Below are 20,755 nucleotides of genomic sequence, written 5' to 3'. Positions count from 1 at the left end.
TTTAGCCGCTTTAAGTATTAGCACCTTCAAGACTTCTTTCTCTCTTGATTTTCTCTTGGCTGCACTCATATCTATTAATTTTCGCCTGAGTTTACTAAGTTAAAAGCAAAAATATAAACTAAATGAACAATGTTAATTTTTTATTCACCATCAATTAAAGTCGATTAAGATTGCAGCTTTAGACTTATGGTATTTGGATTTATTAATTTATGAGCCACCTTTGGAAAAAAGCGATTCAGCAAATAAATAGCTTTTGTATCTCCAACACGAATCGTGCAGGTATCATTTTTCAAACCTTTAATTAAACCAGTTATCAGAACATCAGGTGTTATCGATTTTCCATCCATACCTTCTGACATATTTGTTCTTACAAGCGGAGGCAGTATTTCGAATACTTTCACATTACTTCTGATAACGCGCAAATGTTCTCTTAATGCTTCTGTGTAAAAACGAACCGCAGCTTTGGAAGCTGAATAGGTCGGCACAAGAATCGAAGGGGTATAACTTAAAATTGATGAAGTATTGATAATAGCTGCTTCTTTTCTGGATTTCAGCATATCCATAAATAGATTATTCAAAAGTACAATCCCTAAATAATTGGTATTGATCTCTGCGGCAGCTTTTTCAAAATGTTTTGTACTGCTTATGCCCAAATTGTCCAGGCCGTTCATAATTCCTGCATTGTTGTACAAAATGTCAATACCTCCTAATTGGTCAATTTCTCTATATAATGCTTCGGCAGCTTCCTTATTTGAAGCATCGCTTTTGATTGCTGTAAGTGAAGGATACATTTTTTTTGCCAGATCAAGCTTTTTCTGGTCCCTTCCTGTTATAATTACTTTAGCGCCTTCTGCAATGAATTGTTTTGCAGCCTCTAATCCGATTCCGGCAGAACCGCCTGTAATCAATATTGTCTTACCTTTTAATTCCATAATTTTTCTATTTAATTTATTATTTCTATATTTGCTTGCAAAATGCAAGTGCAAATATAAATACATTTACTTGCAAAATACAAGTGATTTTAAATTTATTTTATGAAAACTCAAAAAAAGAGATCAGACTGCCCGGTAAGTTTTTCACTTGAAGCCTTTGGTGACAAGTGGTCATTGTTGATTGTGAGGGATTTGATGCTTAAAAAAAAATGCACCTATGGTGAATTGGCAAAATCTGATGAGAAGATAGCAACTAATATTTTGGCTGCCCGACTGCTTTCATTAGAAGAAAACGGAATTATTAAGAAACTGGAACATCCAGACAGTAAAGCCAAAGTATTGTATCAATTGACACAGAAGGGAATTGATTTAATTCCGATAATTGTTGAAATTAATCTTTGGGCGGAAAAGTATACCGAAATTCCTGAAGAAAGAAAAGAATTCCTTGCACAGATCAATGCTGATAAGGAAAGATTTATTAGAAATGCTTTTAAAGAACTTGAATCAAATTTATAATTGCCTCTAACTTTCTTATTTTCAGAATCTAATCTAAAATACTCTTATAAACAAAAACAGTATTGAAGAATTGATAGAATTGGCTAATAACGATCTCAATTTGAGAGAAATATTGCTGAGAGCAGGAAAATTTTCTTCTTATCATAACTCCGATATGGAGCAGCTTCATAAAAAAGTACAGCAAGGTTTATCGAAATTAGAACTGTACCGATATCATACACAGAATAATTAATACGTCGAATCATTCAGGTTCTTTACCTATCAATGGATATCTAATGTGCAGTCCTTCACAACAAACTGCACATTTTAGAACCCAAATTATTAGAAAAGATTCTAACTGAAATTTTTCAGAAATTATATAAACGTATTCATTCCGTGCAGCACTAACTTGTTGCTTAATAGAAAAAAGCATATTTAAGTAATAAGGGTGACATATTAATTTATATAATTATACAAATGCAAAAAGCCTTAAAACAAATATTCTCAAATTTTTCCAGCGAACTATTGTTGGCGATTTAAGAAAATACAAGCGAACAAAATTTTGAAGCCGGCACTATTCTGATGCGTACAGGACAGTACATTAAAAATACTGTTTAAATTTTAGAAGGAAAAATCAAAATCTATCGTGAAGGAGAAGATGGTGCACCGTTCCTGGTACGAATTTGTAATTGAAACCTACCGATGCCGGTTTGAAGAAATTTTGGAAGTTGTTGACAATATTGCATTTCGTTCGACAGACGAGCGATTGGAATTTTATCTAAAAAGACATTCAAAAGCATGCGGCAGTACTGAAGTTAAACTATCTCATCAGGAAATTGCAACTGAATTAAACACCTCCAGAGAAGTTGTATCTCGATTACTAAAAAAATGGAGCTAGCGAGGATTAGTTAAACTAAACCGCAATCACATCGAGCTTTTAAAATGCAGCTGGCGCTTAAAAAAATCAAGATTTGTTTAGTCGGAAATTCTAAATGCATTGAGAAAAGACTTCAATAAAATCGGTAAAAAGTTGGCTTAATAATAAATCCTATCCTTAGCATTCCCTTTTCTGATTTAAAATCTATTAGACTTTCACTATATCCCTGCCACCACTGGAGCGTTATAAGCTGATTGGCTTTTTTTGTTAATTTGTAACTAATTGCTGCATTAAAACTGCCTTTAAAATCCCAGTCTGCTCCCTTTCTTATCGTAACATCCAAAAAAAGCCTGTCTCTCAAAGCAATCCATTGCAGCTGACCTTCAGCGTAACCTATATATCTGGGAAGAGATGGATTATTATCTATCAAAAAAGGAACCCACGCCTTAATTGTGACAAACAATTTTTGCGAATAAATTCTTGTAAACCCTATTGAAACTGCGTTAAAGCTGCGTGAATAAATACTATCCCGGCCATTGGATTCATGCTCAATCCCATAAGACAAAACACCTTCAAAACTATTATTTCTAAATATTGGTTTTAACAGCATCAGCCCAGGATTATAGTTGCTTTCTTCAAACGGACTTGAAGCTTTATAAAGCTTCCAGAAGGATTTCTGTGTATAAGTAAGATAAGGATAAGCACCCAGTATTTCAGGTTTATTGGATAAACGCTGTTTAAAGCTGAACTGAAACTTTGCATCCATATTATTTCTGGAAGGTGTTTCCCCAAGATGAACACCTGTTACAAAATAATTGTCTTTATAAATCGAAAAAGCAGGCAGACTTGTAATTATTTTCTGAACGGAATCTCTATCCATCGGAATTTGCGCATAACAGCAGGTGCATAAAAAAAATAAAACCAAAAAACCATGTAATTTCATCTCAATATAAATTTATTCTTCTTCGCTGTAACGAGTTAATCAATGGTAGAGAGTCAAAAAACTACCTTTTGTAAACCAGATTATCGCGGCAGGTTTTACATCTGTTGCAAGACAGCTTCATATGATAATTTTCTACTTTGGTGCACTTGGCTTCGATGCCTTTTTTTACGCATAGTACCCCACTTCAAGCATAATGCTCCCCAAGAAAAACCTGCCCCGAATGTTGTAATCAGTAAATATTGACCTTTTTTAAAATCATCTTTAAAGTCCCATAAACACAAAGGAATGGTTGCTGATGTAGTATTGCCGTAACGTTCAATATTTACCTTAACTTTATTTATATCTATGTTCAAATTTTCGCTAACCGTTTTTATAATTCTCAAATTAGCCTGATGCGGTATAACCCAGTCGATATCCTCTGTGTCTAATTCATTTTTAATCAGAACATCCTTTGAGACCTTGCTCATTGAGGAAACTGCTTTCTTAAATACATATGGGCCTTCTTGTTTGATAAAATGGCTGCGATGAACAATACTCTGCATAGTGGCAGGCATTTTAGATCCTCCTGCAGGTACAAATAATGACGATGTACCGCCACCATCTGTTCGTAGAATACTTTTCATTATACCATAATCTGACTGTGTTTTTTCCAACAAAACTGCTCCGGCGCCATCTCCAAATAGAATGCAGGTATCGCGGTTTTCATAATCAACAATAGAACTCATTTTATCTGCTCCTGCTACAATTATTTTTTCATAACGACCACTCTCAATCATACTGGAAGCTAATTCTAAAGCATACAGAAAACCGCTGCATGCAGCGTTGATATCTAATCCAAAAGCATTTGTAAGACCGTTTTTTTCGCATACCTTACTGGCCGTTGGTGCCAGAATATGATCCGGAGTTGCTGTAGCTATTATTAAAGCTTCTATTTCATTACGATCTACATCATAATGTTCAAAGAGATTTTCGATAGCTGCAGAAGCTAAATCAGATGTTGCGGTATTTTCATCAGCTATCCTTCTCTCTTTTATACCTGTTCTTTTTTCAATCCACAACTCTGATGTTTCAACTTTTTCGCAGATTGTTTTATTATCTAAAATTGCAGCTGGAACATATCCTCCTACAGCTGTTATTACTGCATTCATTGTTTAATATTTTTAATGTTTTTTTAAATTAACACTTGATTGAGCAGCAGTGTTCTAAAAGGAAATTTTAAAAGCAATAAAGAAATATTTGAAAAAGACTAATTAATTATTGATTCTGCATATCGATGCATTTACACTTAAAATTGCAGCAATAGAGGTCCAGTAAGCCTGTATATTCATCTTTGAACAAATCAAGCATACCACACATAACTACTATACAGCCTCTCATCGATTTACTAAAACTTATGCTCTAATAAAATGAAAATTGACAGGAAAAAAATAATTGAAAGACTAGTGCTTTAAGGTCACTTTACTACCAGCAATTCCCGACTTTAATAATTCGGGATTGACAGCAATGGTATCTCCATGCCTGCAGCCATTATTCTGGTTTTGCTTATATGAACCAGCGAGTCCCAAAAGCCATATTTTCTAGGCATCATTACTAAAATATCGGCGTTATACTTTTTGATTTCTTTTTTTATCTCTTCAATCACAGCGTTGGACCTCACGCTCTTATAAATGTATTTAACATCCTCAAGCTCCTCTTCTCCAGTTAACCTTATTGACTGCTCTTCTTTAAGTTCCTTTATGCTGTTATTAACGTTAAAAATTTCAATTTCAGTGCCAAGGGGTTCCACTATATTTCTAATCCAGCTGAATTTTTTAATCGAAGACCAGCCTACAGAATCCGATGCGTATAAAATTTTTTTTAACTTATGAAAATGCGCATTTTTAGGCACTGCCAAGACGGGAAAATTTATGTTTTTAATTACCGATGTTGTGGAGTTTCCTAATAATTCCTGTGCAAAAGATCTTTCAGCCATTCCCATGACAATAAGATCGGCACCGGTAATATCAATTATGGATATCAATTCATCTTCTAAAAAAGAATAGCTGCAGAAAGTGCTTACTTCAATATGAAACAGTGCTGCTGTTGCCCTGCCTAAGACATCAAGTCTTGAAACTGCTTTATCCAGCTGTTTTTGCATTTCGCTGGCACTGATTAGTGAATTTGCACTGTGTACAGATAACGAAAAAGAATTAAACAATACTAGTTTTGCGCCTACTGCTTTTGCAATTTCTGCTGCATAGTTAACAGCGTTTGCCGCTGTCTCAGAATAGTTCGTGGCAGCAATAATGGTCAATTGTGAAATCATCTTTAAACTTTTATAGTTATAAAATCGGAGAAATTCAAGTTTACTTTTCAAAAAAAAGAGCCTAATATTCACCTATTGCTTTTCTGTATTTAGCTTCCATAATTTTATATGCTGCTTTAGCATCTATAACATCAGAATATGCTTTCTGCCAGAGTACTTGTGCCTCTAATACATCTTCCCCCAGAATTGTTCCCGCATTAAAGCGATCTTGGTTTAAACGAAGATTCTCTTCCGCCTGGCCCAATGATTTCCTGCTGAGTTCAATTTGTGTAATCGACTGGTTTAGCATCAGCAGGGAATTTTGAATTTCGATACTCAATAATTCCTTGGTTTCTTCCAATTCATACTTTCTGGCTTCAGTTTCAAAATTCTGCTCCTTTACTTTTTGCTTTCGCCCTCCCCAATCCAGTATCGGCACTGAGAGGGTAACCAATCCAACAAAAGCCTGCATATCATCACTCCCATTAGAAAAATTGATATTTTTTCCATATGATGCCAGCCCGTTTGCACTCACTGCCAGAGTAGGCATCTGGTTACCTTTTAACAATTTACCCTGGTACTCACTGATTTCTATGGCTTTATTAAGTATTCCAATTTCAGAACGACTATTTATCGCAGATTTAATATCAGTCTGGGCAACAAGCTCAAGGTCTGTAGATGAATCTTCTTTGATATCAAATTCAACATCATATAAACCTATTATTTGTGCAAGGTTCAGTTTAGCAATAGCAAGACCATCATTGACTTTTGTTAAATTCAGTATCGCTTCATTTTCCTGAACTTCAACTTTTAAAAGATCATTTTTGTAAATCAGCCCTGCATCAAAAGAATTCTGAAGATCTTTTTTTAATGTGTTTAAAAGTTTTAAATATTGCTCAGCCAAAGCGATTTTTCCCTTTAGGTTAACAATCTGCCAGTAGGCTGTCTCTGTGCTCAGCAATACTTCATCTTCTGTTAAATTTTTCTGAGCCGTCTGCAAATCGACAGCTGAACTTGTCATTTTCTTTGCTGTCTGAATTTTATTTCCTGCATACAAAACCTGCGTTACTGCTACAGATCCATTGGCACTATACTCGGGAAGCAGGGTTTTAAAAGGGTCTGAGAGATAAAGTCCGAAAACACTTGCGTCTACTGTTGGTTTTGCCGCAGCTTTTGCCGCGGCATTAGCCGCAATTGAAGCATTAATTATACTTTGTGCCTTCTTTAGTTTTTTATTGTTTTCTAAGGCCTTACTTTTTACCTCTTGTAATGATAATTGCTGCTGGGCCTGAACAAATCCTGACAAGAACATCAGGAAGACCAGTAAAAATGTTTTATTGTGATTTCTTTTCATGTCTATTCATTTTTAAAACTTTCCTGTCAAATCTTTATCTTAATTCGGATTCAACAGAAAGTTTAATTTTCTATATTAATCAATGCGCTGGCTTATACATTACATCCTCCTGACCGTCAGGCTGATTCTCAGGTGCTTCATCGTGGATTATAGGATTCTTTAAAAATTTATAATACATCACGGGAACAACAAAAAGAGTAAGAATCATGGAGAAGATCAATCCAAAAGCAAGCACGCTTCCCAGCGGTGCCCACATAGGAGACTTGCCAACAATCATAGGCACAACCCCAACTGCAGCAGCAGCAGAAGTTAAAAATATGGGTCTCATTCTTCTTTTTGCGGCAGCAATAGCTGCAGCTTTATGTTTGTAGCCGTGATCCCGGATAAGCTCATCTGCATAATCGACCAGTATGATACCATTTCGCACTACAATACCTATTAAACTTATTATTCCCATAAAACCAGTCATTCCAAGTGGATTTCCCGTAACAAAAAGCCCTAAAAATGCTCCGAATAGACTCAACAAAAATGTACAAAGTACAATAAGTGATTTTCCAAGACTTTTAAATTGAAACAGCAGTGTTAAGAAAATAAGAACAAGACTTACTCCAAGGCATACAACCATACGGGGTGCGTTTTCTGCATTAGACTCTTCATCACCACCGTATTGAATAGTGGTACCACTTGGGAGTTTAAGAGCATCTATTTCAGGCTGGATTTCCTTAAGGATACGGGAAGGTTTTTTGCCTAACTGCGCCTCAGAGTATACGCTCAACATTTTCAGTCCGTTTCTTCTCAGCAGCATTCCTGTATGCCATTCCGGATCAAGTGTTGCTACAGCTTTAAGCGGTACTTTTTTTCCGTATACAGTAGAAATATGCAGGTTTTCTAGTGCGGTAAGATCTTTTCGGCTCTTTTCATCAAAACGAAGAAAGATGTCTACCGTTTTATCTCCTTCCCATAAAGTTGAAATAGAATATCCTTTTAAACCTGCGCCTAAAGTCTGCGTAATTGCCTGATTACTTATACCCAAACGATTGGCCTTTGCATTATCTACATTGAGTTTTACGCCCATATAATCATATTCATCACTCAATCGAACATAATTTGCCCCTTCGGTTTTTTCTAAAATATCCTTTATTTTTGATGCTGTGCGCTTCTGGTCTGCTTCATTTTCGCTTATTACACGTATATCAATGGGCGCCCCTTCCTGAAAGCTCAACTGTTTTATTTTTACGGCGCCATCCTGCATAAATCCTTTTAGCTTATCCAAATATTCATTTGCCATTTCATTGGAAGCATCACTATCGGTGGTAGTTATAAAGACCTGTGCAAAATGTTTTCTAGGAGTTTCAGGAGCGTATGAGGTATGAAAACGAGGAGAGCTCATACCGATAAAACTTGTTACATCTACAACACGTTTATCGTCTTTTAAGATTTTTTCTAATTCCTTTACTTTTTCTTCTGTTTTTTCCAATGAGGTTCCGTTTGGCATCCACACTTCCATATTAAACTGATTGCGCTCACTTAAAGGAAAAAATTCCGAATCTACTTTACTAGCAATAAAAATGGCAGAAACTACAGACAATACTCCCAAAGCAATAGTGATTTTTGGATTTCTAAATGCCGCTTCTATTCCTTTATCAAAAGTAGACTGCAGATGATCCAGCAAATTTTTCTTTATTGGTCTGTCGCTTATTTTGTGCTTTAAACCTTTTTTAATAAAAATGTAACAGGTGTACGGAGTAAACAGAAGAGCAACCAGCATTGAAACAATTAATGCAATTGCCACTGTTACCGGCAGATAGAACATAAAATCTTTAGCAACACCATCCATGAAGACAGCCAGTGGCAGAAAAGCAAATATGATAGCTAGAGTTGCCGTAAAGATAGGGATCATCAATTGCTTAGCAGCTTGCCAGGCGCTTGTCCAGGGGTCAATCCCTTCATCGAGTTTTTCGATATAATTATCGACCACCACAATAGCATTATCAACCACCATTCCAAGCACTATGATCAGCGCGGCAAGTGTTACCTGATGCAATTCAACCCCCAGCATGCTCATAACAGCAAATGTAATAAGCATAGAAATTGGAGCTGCGGCAGATGCCACTGCGGCAATTCGAAAAGGCAGCAGTAACATAACAACTAAAAGCACCGAGGCAATAGCCAGACCAAATTCCTTCATAAAATGGCTGATACTATGCTCCACATCTTTAGGCTGATTTACAATGGTTTTCATTTTGATATCAGGCGGAAATGTCTTTTGTATTGCATTGATTTTTGCCTCTACTTCTTCGCCAAAAGCTACAATATTATTCCCTGGAAGCATATCAACAGACAAGACCATGGCATTGTCTTCTCCTATTCGCACAAATGAAGACTTTTCTTCAAAACGACGTTCAATCTCAGCCACGTCTTTCAAGCGTATAATTGTTCCCGAAGGCGTTGTGTAAACAATCTGCCCCGCGATATCATTTTCATCCTTATAACGGCTGTTGGTGTATACCGGGATAATATTGTTGGAACCCATCGAAACCTCTCCTGTGTAGCCTGTAACGTTCTGCTGCTTCAGGATTCCCATTAATGTTCCTGCATCTAAACCATACTGCTGCAGTTTGTTGTCGTCTATCTTAATATAAATCTGCTGACGCTGTCCTCCCGAACGGTTTATTTTAGAAACCATTGGAATCACTTTGAGTCCATCTTCGAGTTTATCCAGGTATTTTTCTATCTCGGCATAAGAACGTTCTTTTGATGATACCGAAATAATCATCGCCGTTACATCTGCAAAATTACTGTTGATAAATGGACCAATAACTCCCTGAGGAAGTTTGGAACGCAAATTGGCATCCATATCAAGCTGCAGGGTATGCCAAAACTTTTTACGATCCTGTACTGTGGTATAAATTTCAGTTGTTATAAAAACTTGCCCTTCACGAACTTCAGACTTTACTTTTTTCTTCTTGATTTCTTCGAATGAAAACAAGTACTGTTCTATTTTTTTTGCTACTTCCTCTTCTACCTGATGTTCATCTGCACCTGGATAGATGGCATAAACCAAAGCCGTAGGCATGTCTATTCGGGGATTTTCGCTGCGGGGCATATTCACTAAAGAATTAATTCCCATAATCATCAGAAGGACAACCAGCACAATGACAACCTGTTTGTGTTTCATTGCGGCTTCCAGAAAGTGTATGTTACGCTTTGTCATGTTTTAAATTAATTTTAGGAGATTAAAATTTGACAGGTGTTCCGTCTTTTAAATTGGTCTGCCCGTTTACGATAAGTTTATCTCCTTCCTGCAGCCCCTCTTTTACAACAACATCATTTGCAGCTGTCATTTTAGAGATATTGACCCTCTTTTTAAAAGCAGTGTTATTTGCTTTGGCAATAAATACATAATTAATATTGTCAGGATCACGTACCACTGAACTTGCTGGTATAATTACAGCATTTTGAATTCTCCCCGAGGTGATACTGATATCTGAGATCATTCCTGGAAGCAGCTGTCCTTTTGGATTCTCCAGGCGTATTTTTACGATATATGTTTTTGAGAAATCATCTGCCTGCGGATTGATTATGGCAACCTTGCCGTTAATGTCTTTGTTTAATGACGCAATAGTAATTTTTGCATCGGCACCTATTTTTAATGCACTTATCTCATTTTCATTAATTGCTGCCACTGCATATACTTTATCCGTCTTAACAATTGTAAAAGCAGGAATTCCAGGTGCAGCCGTTGCACCTGCTTCAGTTAATTTATGGGTAATTATACCCGAAAAAGATGCATATAGTTTGGTATCACGTACATTTTTAGATGCAGTTTCTTTACTGGCTTTTGCTTGTGCTAAACCTGTTTTTGCTGCAATGTAGTCACGTTCAGGAAGACTTGCTTTTTTGTAAAGCTGATCTAAACGACTAAAATTGTCCTGTGCTTGTTCCAGAGCGGCATTTGCCACGATAAGGTTATTTTGATAGGAGTTCTGCTCGATTGACGCTAAAAGCTGCCCTTTAACAACATGTTCTCCTTCCTGTACCATTACAGCAGTCACTCTGCCAGGGACGCTAAATCCTATTGATACTGTATTATCTGCCTCAATAGTACCGCTGTATTCTAACACCTCAGGCTGCGATGAAAACGATATTTCTTTTATTTTAACCGGAACAGATTCGGCCGTATCGTTTTGATCTGTTTTCTTTTTACCACAGCTCGCAACCAATAACATAACACTCAGAATAAAAAGGATATTCTTCTTTAACATTACCATATAATTTGCTTTTTAAATTTTAATTAAAAATCCCAATTCAGCTCGTAGAACTGATGGGTGCAAATCTCTATAGAATGTTTAATGCACAAAAGGTCTGTTTTCAGCCAATTTTGGTCTAAAACAGTTATTTTAAAAAAAGATATTTGGTGGTTTCAAATGTGCAAAGTAAACAAGTGATGCCGATTAAAGGTTATTATTTATACTTATCACGAAATGCTTTTGGAGTTATTTTCATTTTCTTTTTGAAAAATTTCCCAAAAAAAGAAGGGTCGCTGAAGTTTAATTTTTCTGCAATTTCGGCCAGCGAAAGCGAACTGTCTACCAGCATATTTCTAGCCTCCATAACTACTGCTTCCTCAATAACCTCTCTTGAGGTATTGCCTGAAACTTCTTTGAGCAATTTTGAAAGATGACCCGGCGTAATAAAAAGTTTATCAGCATAAAACTGGACATTTCTTTTATCTCTGACATGAATGGATAACAATGAAAGAAAATCCTTAATTATCTCTTTTTTTCGATTGGTCCTCAAATTTACTTTATTGACTTGATCTCGGTATATATCCATAATTTCTAGTGCTACTAAGTTGAAATAATGAAATATCTTTTCGTCTTTGTAATAGGTAAATTCATCTTCACCTGCATTGAATTTGTGCATCTTTTTTAGCAAATCAAAAACAATTAAAAAATTTGATTCTGAAAGGGATAGCACAGGTGTATCTTGCAATTCTATAAAACGAAGCAGCCTTACATCTTGATAATTGAGTATATTACGCAATGCAAACTCTTCAGTGAACACAATACCAATATTCTGAACAGGCTCAATAACTTCTAAAAAATTAACTATGGAATGCGGTGAGATGATCAAAATATCATTAGGAGATACAATAAAAGTTTCGAAATTAACCTGCACTTTCATCTTTCCGGAAATCATCAGTAATATTCCCGTATTTGTACTCTGAAATGGATATGGGAATGGACTTTCAATAATCAATTCTTTATTGAAATGTATATGGAATTCTGCTCCCGTTGAGATTTCTTCACCAAGAATGTGAAGTATGTCCAATAAACTATAATTTTGAACTCGCGAGGATTTAGCCACTGATTATGTATTAGAAGTTGTAAAGATAATTTTTTACAATTGAATATGGTGATTTCAAGTTTGCATCATTCTGGAGCTGCTTCCCATTTTGCATCACAGAGCTTAGACTTTTTTATATAAAGAGGTTAACTATTTGTATTTTCCTTTAGAAAACATCCACGTGGGGCTGCCTCCAAAAGAAACTATATATAGTAAACCTAATTCCTTTAAACATTTAAATTTTATAGAAATTTGTCCTGTTCTTGTCAGCCAAAGGGCGCCAATCTAATACAAAGGGCGCCATTTTTTCATTATATCCCTTGAGAAGCAAACTGCAAAAAAACACGTATTTACCTGAATAATAAGATAATTTAAATTCCAGTCTTCTATAACTTGGATTCGACCACATAGTAATATATTCAATAAAGGCAGTAATCCTATAAATTTTGAACTATATCATTTACAACGTAAAAACAGCACAGAACACCAGTTAAAAAGTAAATCCCTTGTCTAAATAACTCATAAAAGCCAATGGTTTATTTTAAAAAGAAATTTCATATTGGAAATTATAACAAACAGCAATCAAGCTTTATAGATTTCCAAATTTTACAAACGCTTTTTCTTATTCCTTCCCCACCAAATAAGAAAACCGCTTACCGGCAGCAAGGCACAAAATAAGGAAATAAAAGACGCCAGCACTTTCGTTGGAAAACCATAAATGCTTCCTGTATGAATTGCATAGTTACTGTTTCTCCACTTTGCTCCTAGTGATTTGTTATGGTGCTTGACTTTAAAATAATTTTCAGCAGATAAACTATTATAGGTGTAACTGTCAGATTCATCCCAGCCAGAATTCCCTTCATGCCTGACAAAAGTTGTTACAGGAACGGCATTTTTAGCAGTATTTTCAGGCAGCGACAGACCTATAGATGTCCAGTTAGGAATTTTAACCTTTGTATCTTTTACAATATATTCTAAAGGATTTTGCACTTTTACAGCATTGTCTTTGGAAATTTCCGGAGCTTTGTCCCACACCTTTTCAGGATCATTTCCCAGAATTCTATATATTCCGTTTGTCCACCAGTCAAATGTCCAGACCAGTCCTGTAATGGCAAAAATCAGGATAAAAACAAAAGTGTAAATACCGCCTATATTATGAAAATCATAATTTTTCCGTTTCCATTTTGTGGTACTTTTCCATCGAAACCAGACTCTTTGTTTTAATGCTGCTTTATTTTTCGGCCACCATAAATAGATTCCAGTTAAAATGAGGATAAAAATAATCAAAGTCGAAAATCCTACTAAATAATGCCCTACATCGTACGTAAGCAGCAAATTTTGATGCAGCAATCTGAGATTAAATATCCAGTCGTATCTTAAATCGACCTCTCCTAATTCTTTGCCTGTATATTGGTCAATATAAATATTACTGTAGTTTTTGTAATCTGAGGCTGCTGTCCAATGCGGTTCTATGTTTTCTTCATAACTGGTAAAAACATAACTTTTTCCTGGATTCTTATTAATTATGGCATAATCTGCAGACGGGTATTTTTGTCTGATAACAGCAGTAAGGCTGTCAAGCGGTAAAACAGTATTCTTAATTTCGGTCACAAAAATTTTATCATTGTGATACCAGGCAGTTAACTCCTCATCCCAGACAAAAATGCTGGCTGCGAGCATGCTTATAAATACAACAAGCCCGGAGGTAAGTCCGAGCCATAAATGTATTTTATTTAAAATTTTTCTCATTTAATTATTATAAAAACTAGAAGGTATAACCAACATTTACAAGGAAATTACTTGGCGCGCCGGTAAAGTTTCTCTGATAATTGTAGCCGCCCACTAAATATTTTTTATCAAAAATATTATTAAAATTAACACCAATTGTAAAACGGTCCACTTTATAATAGGCTGCTGCATTAAAGACTACATAAGAAGGAAGCTGCAGCGTGCGGACAAATGTCTCTCTTTTAGAAACCTGGCTGTGTCCTAAAGCCAGACCTAATCCTTTAATTTTTCCTTCTGTAAAGCTGTATTTTATCCAGCTTCCGCTGATATGTTTTGGAGCATTCTCTTTGGTAAGCCCCACCTGATTGTTTACGTCATCTTTTGTCGATTTTGTAATTACTGCGTCGTTGTATGCATAACTTAAATTCACGCTCCAGTTGTTATCAATTCTTCCAGCCGCTTCAATCTCAAAACCTCTCGCACGCTCCTGCCCTCTCTGCTCCAGAAGATCTGGGTTTGAAGCATCGTTGGCACTAACCAATATATTATTTTTTGTAATCTGGTAAACAGCTGTCCCAACAAAAAGCCTTTTGTTAAAAAACTCTCCCTTTGAACCTGCTTCTAATAAATTACTGGTCATTGGGTCAAATGGACCGCCTGAATTTGCATTGCCAAAAATCGAAGCATTCTGAGCTTCAAATCCTGTGGCATAAGTTCCGTAAACATTGATATTATCAGCAATGCTATAAGTAAGCCCCACTTTTGGAAGCAAAGCTTTTTCTGTCTTTTTTCCATCTGTAATTCCTGCCGAAGCATTTTCAGGAAAAGTGTAGAATTCTTGTCTTAGGCTTAACAGTAATTGAATTTTTTTATATTTGATTAAGTCCTGAACATAAAATCCGTTAGTGTAATATTTGCTTATCTCATTGGCAGACGAAGTAAAAACATAGGTTTCAATTGGTCTGATGAGATACGTTGGATTCAATAAATCAAAATTGCTCACATTCCCGGATTCATTCTCCGCATCTCTTTGGTACTGATCAATCTCTCCGTTGATAAAATCATACCCTGCCAGCGCCTGATGTTCCAGATCGCCTGTTTTAAATTTTGAAGAAAAGTAAGTCGAAAGATTATTTCCCTGCTGAATGGTTTTACGGTCGTTAAAATACATTGCAATCATTGTGGGAGTAATATAACCGTTAAACCCGTGCTCGTTTAATTCTTCATCATATCTTACTTTTAAATAAGAAGCATTAAAAGTCAAATACTCATTAATTGCCTGGCTGAATGATAATGTCAAGGCTAAGGTTTTACTTTTCAGATAATCATTGGGCTGCGCGATATTAAAACCAATGGGAGTCGCAAAAAGATCCGTGGTTCCCTGCACTATAGTTCTTCCTCTGTCTAATTTCGTGTTTAGATTAGTATAGACTAAATCGGCGTTGAAACGTGTACCCTCTTTGGGAATGAACGAAATGGAAGGCGCTATTACAATAGATTTATTGCTGATCTGATCCCTGTAGGTATCTGCATTTTCATATCCTAAATTCAATCTGTACAAAAGCGTTTTATCATCATTTACAGGTCCCGTAAAATCGGCAGAAGTCCTAAAAGTATTGAAGCTTCCAGTTGTAAACTGAATAGCCTGTCTTGCTTCATCCAAAGGCTTTTTGGTTATCATATTGATGGTTCCGCCTGGACTTGAGTTTCCAAAAACGGCAGATGCAGGTCCTTTAATATATTCAACCCTTTCAATATTTACAAGCAGCGGACTTGTCCAGAAACTATTTACGCCGCGAAGCCCGTTGATCAGCCTTCCGTTGCTGTCATTATTCCTGAAACCTCTGATCGTAATATCATCATAGGTACTGAATTCATTTACACCTGCAACGTTTTTCCCTACATCTTTTAAGCGCAGCGCCTGCTGGTCCTGAATAAGCTCCTTGGTTACAAAAGATATACTCTGGGGAATATCTATAACCCTCATTTCTAATTTTGTTGCAGAAAAAGTATTATCATTTTTATAAGATGATTTCTTTCTTCCCGTAACTTCCACGGATTGAAGCTGGTTTGTCGTTTCTGCTAAAACAATGTCCGGAACAGCAGTAATTTCATTTTCTTTAAGTTCTACTGCTATTTCCTGGGTTTCGAAACCTAAAGCAGTTATAACCAAAGTTACTTTGCCCGCAGACAGATTTTTAATAACATATTCACCTCGGCTGTCCGCATTTGTAGACGCCCCGTTTTCTTTAATTTTTATTTGTATAGATTCAGAATTATTGTGTTCTGTATTTACTTTTCCCGCAACACTGGATGTCTGCGAAAACATAATACTGCTAACTAAGCAAAGCAGATAACTTAATACTAATTTTTTCATTCTTATTGGCTGTTAATTTTTTGCAAAAATATAATTATTTTTATTTATTCTAAATAATAGATAAAAAAATCAAGTAATTTATTTTCAAAGGCTAATTATGAAATCCATTTAGAAATGGTGTATAATCTCATTATACACTTTCTAATTTTAGATTATAATTCCAATATTATCTTTTCACAGCTCTAAAAACTTATTAATATATATACAAAACATAGTGATTTTTCTGTTTGATAGAAAGCCATATTTAGAATGTTCAGTTACTAAAAAAAATCTGGAAATAATTATATTCTTAAAATTATATAACAATTATTTCAAATAGTATTACTTAAGAATTATTTTGGATTGTTACTTTTGATTTTAATTTTAAATCCTGTATCTGTATGCTCATCAATACTAAAATTCCTGTTTCTTATCTTTTTAGCAAAGTCAAATATGAAGTTTTCTTTGTCGTAGTAATTGGATTTTTAGTACATTTTCTAACATCGCAGTTTAAGAACATCATTCCTATGATGCCAATTACAATCCCTGCTTTTATAGGAACAGCCATTTCAGTAATCCTCTCGTTCAAACTTAATCAATCCTACGACCGCTGGTGGGAAGCCAGAAAAATATGGGGAAGCATAGTAAATGACAGCCGCAGCTTTGTACTGCAGCTGCAATCATTTGTAGCCAAAGAGGACCAGAATCAAATTAGAGAAATTGCATTTAGACATATTGCATGGTGTTATTGTTTGGGACAGACCCTGCGCGGAATAGATCCAATTGAAAATTTGAAGGACTTTATAACTTTTCAAGAAATAAAAGAAATTGAAAGACAGAGCAACAAACCTTTAGCATTATTACAGCTTAATGCACTTCAAATAACTGAACTGAAAGCAAAGAAATCAATTGAAATTTTCTCACACGTTCAGCTAAATAATACTTTAGTAAATTTTTCAAACTACATGGGAATGGCTGAACGTATCAAGAGTACGGTTTTCCCCATAACTTATCGTATTTTTCTGCATTTTTTTATCTACATATTTATCGTTACGCTTTCAATTTCACTGCGGGATATAGAAAGCTATTTTGAGATTCCGCTGCTTTTGACAATTTCAACCACATTTTTCCTTTTAGAAAAATCTGCCACCCATCTTCAGGATCCCTTTAGAAATCGTCCTACAGATACGCCGGTAACAGCAATTGCACGCACTATTGAAATAAACATTAAGGACTTATTAAGAGAAAAAGAAATTCCTAAACCCCATGAGCCAGAAAAATTTTATTTATCGTAAAGATCTAAAAGCAATCTCGGCTTCACGCAGTCAGTCAGAAGAGTTTGAATCATTTTTACATGGAAAATTAGATAAATTTAAAATTAGCGTTCAATAACTTAACCGGATTATAACACCAATAAATAGAACAGATATAAAGGTTCAACACTTATAGCTTTGTTGCTCAACTGAAGTAAAAAAAATGTTTTATTCCTAGAAAAAAGTAAAGCACTTTTATTGAAATTAAAAGTGCTGATTTATACTTTAAACACAAATTTTATTTAAATTGAAATAACCTTAGTTAAGATTAATGGTTTTAATTTCTAAATTTAGTTTCGATGCTATTTATTGTTTTTTCAACCTTTTAAAATCCTCTATATATAAACCTTTGGCAGTATTTGTAGGGTTGAATGCAGCAAGATTACCAATTTTTAATGAAAAAGAAGAATTGTCGGTTTTTGCTGCAGTTCGCATAGTCTGACCTGTAATTAATTCAAGAGCTTTATTCAAGTAAGGATCTTTTACATTTCCAAATTCCACCAGATTTAAGAAAGTACTATAAGGATTGATTTCGTAATCAGGTGTAATTTTCGATGGATTTGCGTCTTTGTCTTTATTGTAATATGAAAAAGTAATGGGCTGCAATTGCCATTTGTGTTTAGTGCTTCGATTGGCATAGGACGTATAATCACTAGCAGGAGAATCGTATAGTGTGTTTGATCCAACAAATTTGCCAACGGTTTCTTCGCCTATTGTGATTACGTTAATGTATTTTTTCAGACATTGTATCGTGAGCTCGCTGGCAGAAGCGGTTTGAAAACTTACCAGCACATATATTTTTGTCAAAACAAGGCTGTTTATACTTTCTTCTCTCTGAAAAGTTGGTTCGTTATCAACCAAGTTAAAAATGTTTACTTTTTCAGAAAGATTTTCAAAGCCGTCTTCATTATTGTGTTTATTATTGAAGTCTAAATAAATATAGGGTTTATTGGTAAAACTGCCATTAATCATTTGAGCCAGGGCCACTGCCGTTTCTAACGAACCGCCTCCATTGTATCTTAAATCTAGAACCAATTCGTTAATTCCATCCGATTGCATTTTAGCGAAAGCCGAATTGAGCTCATCATTATAATCGGATTTGAAACCATTAAAAACCAGATAACCAATATTCTTTGTTCCATATACTTTCTTTTCATAATAAGCAACTGGGTTTTCATCAATTTCTGTTGTGGTTACAGTCACAGTTCCTGTTTTATCTGTGGTTACCAAACTATTGCTTGTAAATTGCACACTTGCTGCCAAAGTAATTGTGAGTTGTGTGTTTTCTAACTGGTCATAATTACTTGAAGTAAGCTGGCTTCCATTTATTTTTGTAATAACGTCGCCTCTTTTCAATCCTGCCAAAGCTGCTGGTGAATTAGGTACAATGTAGTTAATTAAGGCTACCATATTTATATTGGATGCATCTTTAGGGTAGATTGCGTAATTAAAACCACCTTTTTTTTCGACTTCTGCAATTTTTGAAACACGCACTATCTCATTACTGTTTTCAATCCAGGAAAATCTATCAATAGTTCCTCTTTGATACAGGAGTGAATAAAAAAGCGCATCGGGAGTTTTTCCGTTGATTAAATTGTTATATACTTCGGCAGAAGTGATTTTACTGTCAGACAAATTGGGAACGTCGGACTGCCAGTAGTACCAAGAATTCATAGCTTTCCAAACAAAATTGTTAATCTCGTCCGGCTTGGTAGTTGTGGCTTCCTTGGTGTCAGAATCAGAATCTTTGCTGCAAGCTGTAAAAACCAATCCTACAAGTAATGTCTTAACAATATATTTTAATTTCATTATTTTTTCAATCGTTTAATTTAAGTTAAATTTGTGGGTGTAAAACGCTAAAATTATGAAAAATAGTATTCCTAAAGCCGTCTTTTTATTGTTTTCTTTCGGACTTTTTTTTCTTTCCTGTTCGAGACAACTTTTAGAAGTTAAAAATCAAACGTATAAAAGTTATAATAGTAATAGTGAAAGAGGATATATAGTTAATTTTAAATTAAATGACACTACTGCTGTTCCTAAATCGGTTGTGATTAATGGTATTATTCAGGATATATCCAAAGTAAATAAAATTGGAGATACTTACCAGGTAAATATGATTGCACAAACTACCCTAATTCATAACTACAAAGTAAAATTTGACCAAAAAGAAAATGGAATTTATTTTGAGAAAAATTCAACTGTATTTTTTCAACCTGTAAAATTCAAATTAATCACAGACTAATTGAAAAGTTTAATTGAACCTGTTGGGTGTAATTTGTTTCGAGAACCTTTAATAATAATAATTCCAATAGGAAAGGGATTCTTTTTCTGCCACAAAAAGTTAACGAGTTTTTCTAAAACCTATTATTATACTATAATCTTTACTTATTTTTAAATAACTTTTCGTATATCTAAACTTAGCTTTTCTTTCAATTCCTTTTCTCCTTTGGAGGTTATCATTATTGCTCTGGAATTAGCTGTTTTTCTAATCCAATCCAATTCGAACATTTTATTTAAAAAAGCAGCCGCAAGTGAGCCAGAAAGATGATGTTTTCTTTCACTCCAATCTAAGCAGGGTTTTGCAAAGGCTCTTCTTTTCTTTTTCAATTCTAAAAGATTAATTCCAAAATCTTTGAAGAAGATTTCTCCTTTTGGAGTAATTGCAAATGTTTTATTTTCTAGTTTAATATAATTTTCTGATACCAATTTTTCAGTAATTTCTACCCCAATCTTTCCAGCCAAATGATCATAGCAGGTTCTACAGTATTTAATATTAGAATCACTGCTGAAAATCTTTCTGTGCTTGTCTTTAGGAATTAAATTGGCAATTCCTTCAATTACTGCAGCCACCTCTTGATTGGCTATTTTGTAATATTTATGTCTTCCCTGACTTTCAACACTCAAAAGTTCAGCATTTACAAGCTTGGACAAATGAATACTAATATTTTGAGCTGAAGTTTCTACGACATTAGATAGTTCGATTGCCGTGTAAGCTCTATTGTCCAGTAAAGTCCACAAAATTACGGACCTCATCGGATTACCTATTAAAGTGCTGATTTCACTTATTTCATTATTCATAATAGTACAAGCATTGTTAAATATAGAATTAAGTGTTAAAGATAAT

The 20,755-nt window shown here is 34.9% G+C and carries 15 protein-coding genes and 1 pseudogene; 4 read left to right on the top strand and 12 right to left on the bottom strand.

Annotated elements, in window-relative coordinates:
• Nucleotides 1–164 precede the first annotated feature (164 nt).
• Complete coding sequence (locus L1276_RS18125) at nucleotides 165–932, bottom strand: SDR family oxidoreductase (RefSeq protein WP_253790323.1); 768 nt, start codon at nucleotides 930–932, stop codon at nucleotides 165–167.
• A 102-nt stretch (nucleotides 933–1,034) separates the two neighbouring features.
• Here L1276_RS18125 and L1276_RS18120 point away from each other — a divergent pair, with 102 nt between their 5' ends.
• Together L1276_RS18120 and L1276_RS18115 are read left to right on the top strand one after the other, a co-directional pair.
• Nucleotides 1,035–1,448, top strand: coding sequence for a helix-turn-helix domain-containing protein (locus L1276_RS18120; RefSeq protein ID WP_253790321.1), 414 nt, complete (start codon nucleotides 1,035–1,037; stop codon nucleotides 1,446–1,448).
• A gap of 456 nt (nucleotides 1,449–1,904) precedes the next feature.
• Nucleotides 1,905–2,325: pseudogene (locus L1276_RS18115) on the top strand (Crp/Fnr family transcriptional regulator).
• A 112-nt stretch (nucleotides 2,326–2,437) separates the two neighbouring features.
• Here the strand turns inward: L1276_RS18115 and L1276_RS18110 are convergent.
• The 9 genes from L1276_RS18110 to L1276_RS18070 form a co-directional block, all read right to left on the bottom strand.
• A complete protein-coding gene (locus L1276_RS18110; protein ID WP_253790319.1) occupies nucleotides 2,438–3,247 on the bottom strand; it encodes a phospholipase A in 810 nt (269 codons plus the stop codon).
• Between the two features lie 95 nt (nucleotides 3,248–3,342).
• On the bottom strand, nucleotides 3,343–4,395 hold the full coding sequence (locus L1276_RS18105) for a beta-ketoacyl-ACP synthase III (RefSeq protein WP_253790317.1): 1,053 nt from the start codon (nucleotides 4,393–4,395) through the stop codon (nucleotides 3,343–3,345).
• Between the two features lie 332 nt (nucleotides 4,396–4,727).
• A complete protein-coding gene (locus L1276_RS18100; RefSeq protein ID WP_253790315.1) occupies nucleotides 4,728–5,552 on the bottom strand; it encodes a universal stress protein in 825 nt (274 codons plus the stop codon).
• 61 nt (nucleotides 5,553–5,613) lie between these two features.
• Nucleotides 5,614–6,885: a TolC family protein gene (locus L1276_RS18095; protein WP_253790313.1), complete on the bottom strand. Its 1,272-nt coding sequence runs from the start codon at nucleotides 6,883–6,885 to the stop codon at nucleotides 5,614–5,616.
• 79 nt (nucleotides 6,886–6,964) lie between these two features.
• A complete protein-coding gene (locus tag L1276_RS18090; RefSeq protein ID WP_253790311.1) occupies nucleotides 6,965–10,099 on the bottom strand; it encodes an efflux RND transporter permease subunit in 3,135 nt (1,044 codons plus the stop codon).
• A 22-nt stretch (nucleotides 10,100–10,121) separates the two neighbouring features.
• Nucleotides 10,122–11,156: an efflux RND transporter periplasmic adaptor subunit gene (locus L1276_RS18085; RefSeq protein WP_253790309.1), complete on the bottom strand. Its 1,035-nt coding sequence runs from the start codon at nucleotides 11,154–11,156 to the stop codon at nucleotides 10,122–10,124.
• A 193-nt stretch (nucleotides 11,157–11,349) separates the two neighbouring features.
• Nucleotides 11,350–12,219, bottom strand: coding sequence for a helix-turn-helix domain-containing protein (locus L1276_RS18080; RefSeq protein ID WP_253790307.1), 870 nt, complete (start codon nucleotides 12,217–12,219; stop codon nucleotides 11,350–11,352).
• Nucleotides 12,220–12,840: 621 nt separating this feature from the next.
• Nucleotides 12,841–13,983 (bottom strand): PepSY domain-containing protein, encoded by a 1,143-nt coding sequence (locus L1276_RS18075; protein ID WP_253790305.1) that lies wholly within the window; start codon nucleotides 13,981–13,983, stop codon nucleotides 12,841–12,843.
• 16 nt (nucleotides 13,984–13,999) lie between these two features.
• Nucleotides 14,000–16,339: a TonB-dependent receptor gene (locus tag L1276_RS18070; RefSeq protein WP_253790303.1), complete on the bottom strand. Its 2,340-nt coding sequence runs from the start codon at nucleotides 16,337–16,339 to the stop codon at nucleotides 14,000–14,002.
• A 380-nt stretch (nucleotides 16,340–16,719) separates the two neighbouring features.
• Here L1276_RS18070 and L1276_RS18065 point away from each other — a divergent pair, with 380 nt between their 5' ends.
• Nucleotides 16,720–17,613, top strand: a complete 894-nt coding sequence (locus L1276_RS18065) for a bestrophin family protein (protein ID WP_253790301.1) — start codon at nucleotides 16,720–16,722, stop codon at nucleotides 17,611–17,613.
• 324 nt (nucleotides 17,614–17,937) lie between these two features.
• Here L1276_RS18065 and L1276_RS18060 read toward each other — a convergent pair whose 3' ends face one another.
• The gene (locus tag L1276_RS18060; RefSeq protein ID WP_253790298.1) at nucleotides 17,938–19,440 is read right to left on the bottom strand and encodes a S41 family peptidase; all 1,503 of its coding nucleotides are present in this window, start codon (nucleotides 19,438–19,440) and stop codon (nucleotides 17,938–17,940) included.
• A gap of 55 nt (nucleotides 19,441–19,495) precedes the next feature.
• Here L1276_RS18060 and L1276_RS18055 point away from each other — a divergent pair, with 55 nt between their 5' ends.
• Nucleotides 19,496–19,873 carry a hypothetical protein gene (locus tag L1276_RS18055; RefSeq protein ID WP_253790295.1) on the top strand — a complete coding sequence of 126 codons (378 nt, stop codon included), beginning with the start codon at nucleotides 19,496–19,498 and terminating at the stop codon, nucleotides 19,871–19,873.
• 149 nt (nucleotides 19,874–20,022) lie between these two features.
• On the opposite strand, the gene L1276_RS18050 is transcribed toward L1276_RS18055, so the two are convergent.
• Entirely contained in the window at nucleotides 20,023–20,709 is a 687-nt protein-coding gene (locus L1276_RS18050) for a helix-turn-helix transcriptional regulator (protein WP_253790292.1), read from the bottom strand.
• Nucleotides 20,710–20,755 lie beyond the last annotated feature (46 nt).

The sequence above is a fragment of the Flavobacterium sp. HSC-32F16 genome, from assembly GCF_024171645.1.
Taxonomy (GTDB): Bacteria; Bacteroidota; Bacteroidia; order Flavobacteriales; family Flavobacteriaceae; genus Flavobacterium.
Note: the sequence above shows the minus strand (reverse complement) of the source record. Positions and strands in the feature narration are given on the sequence as shown.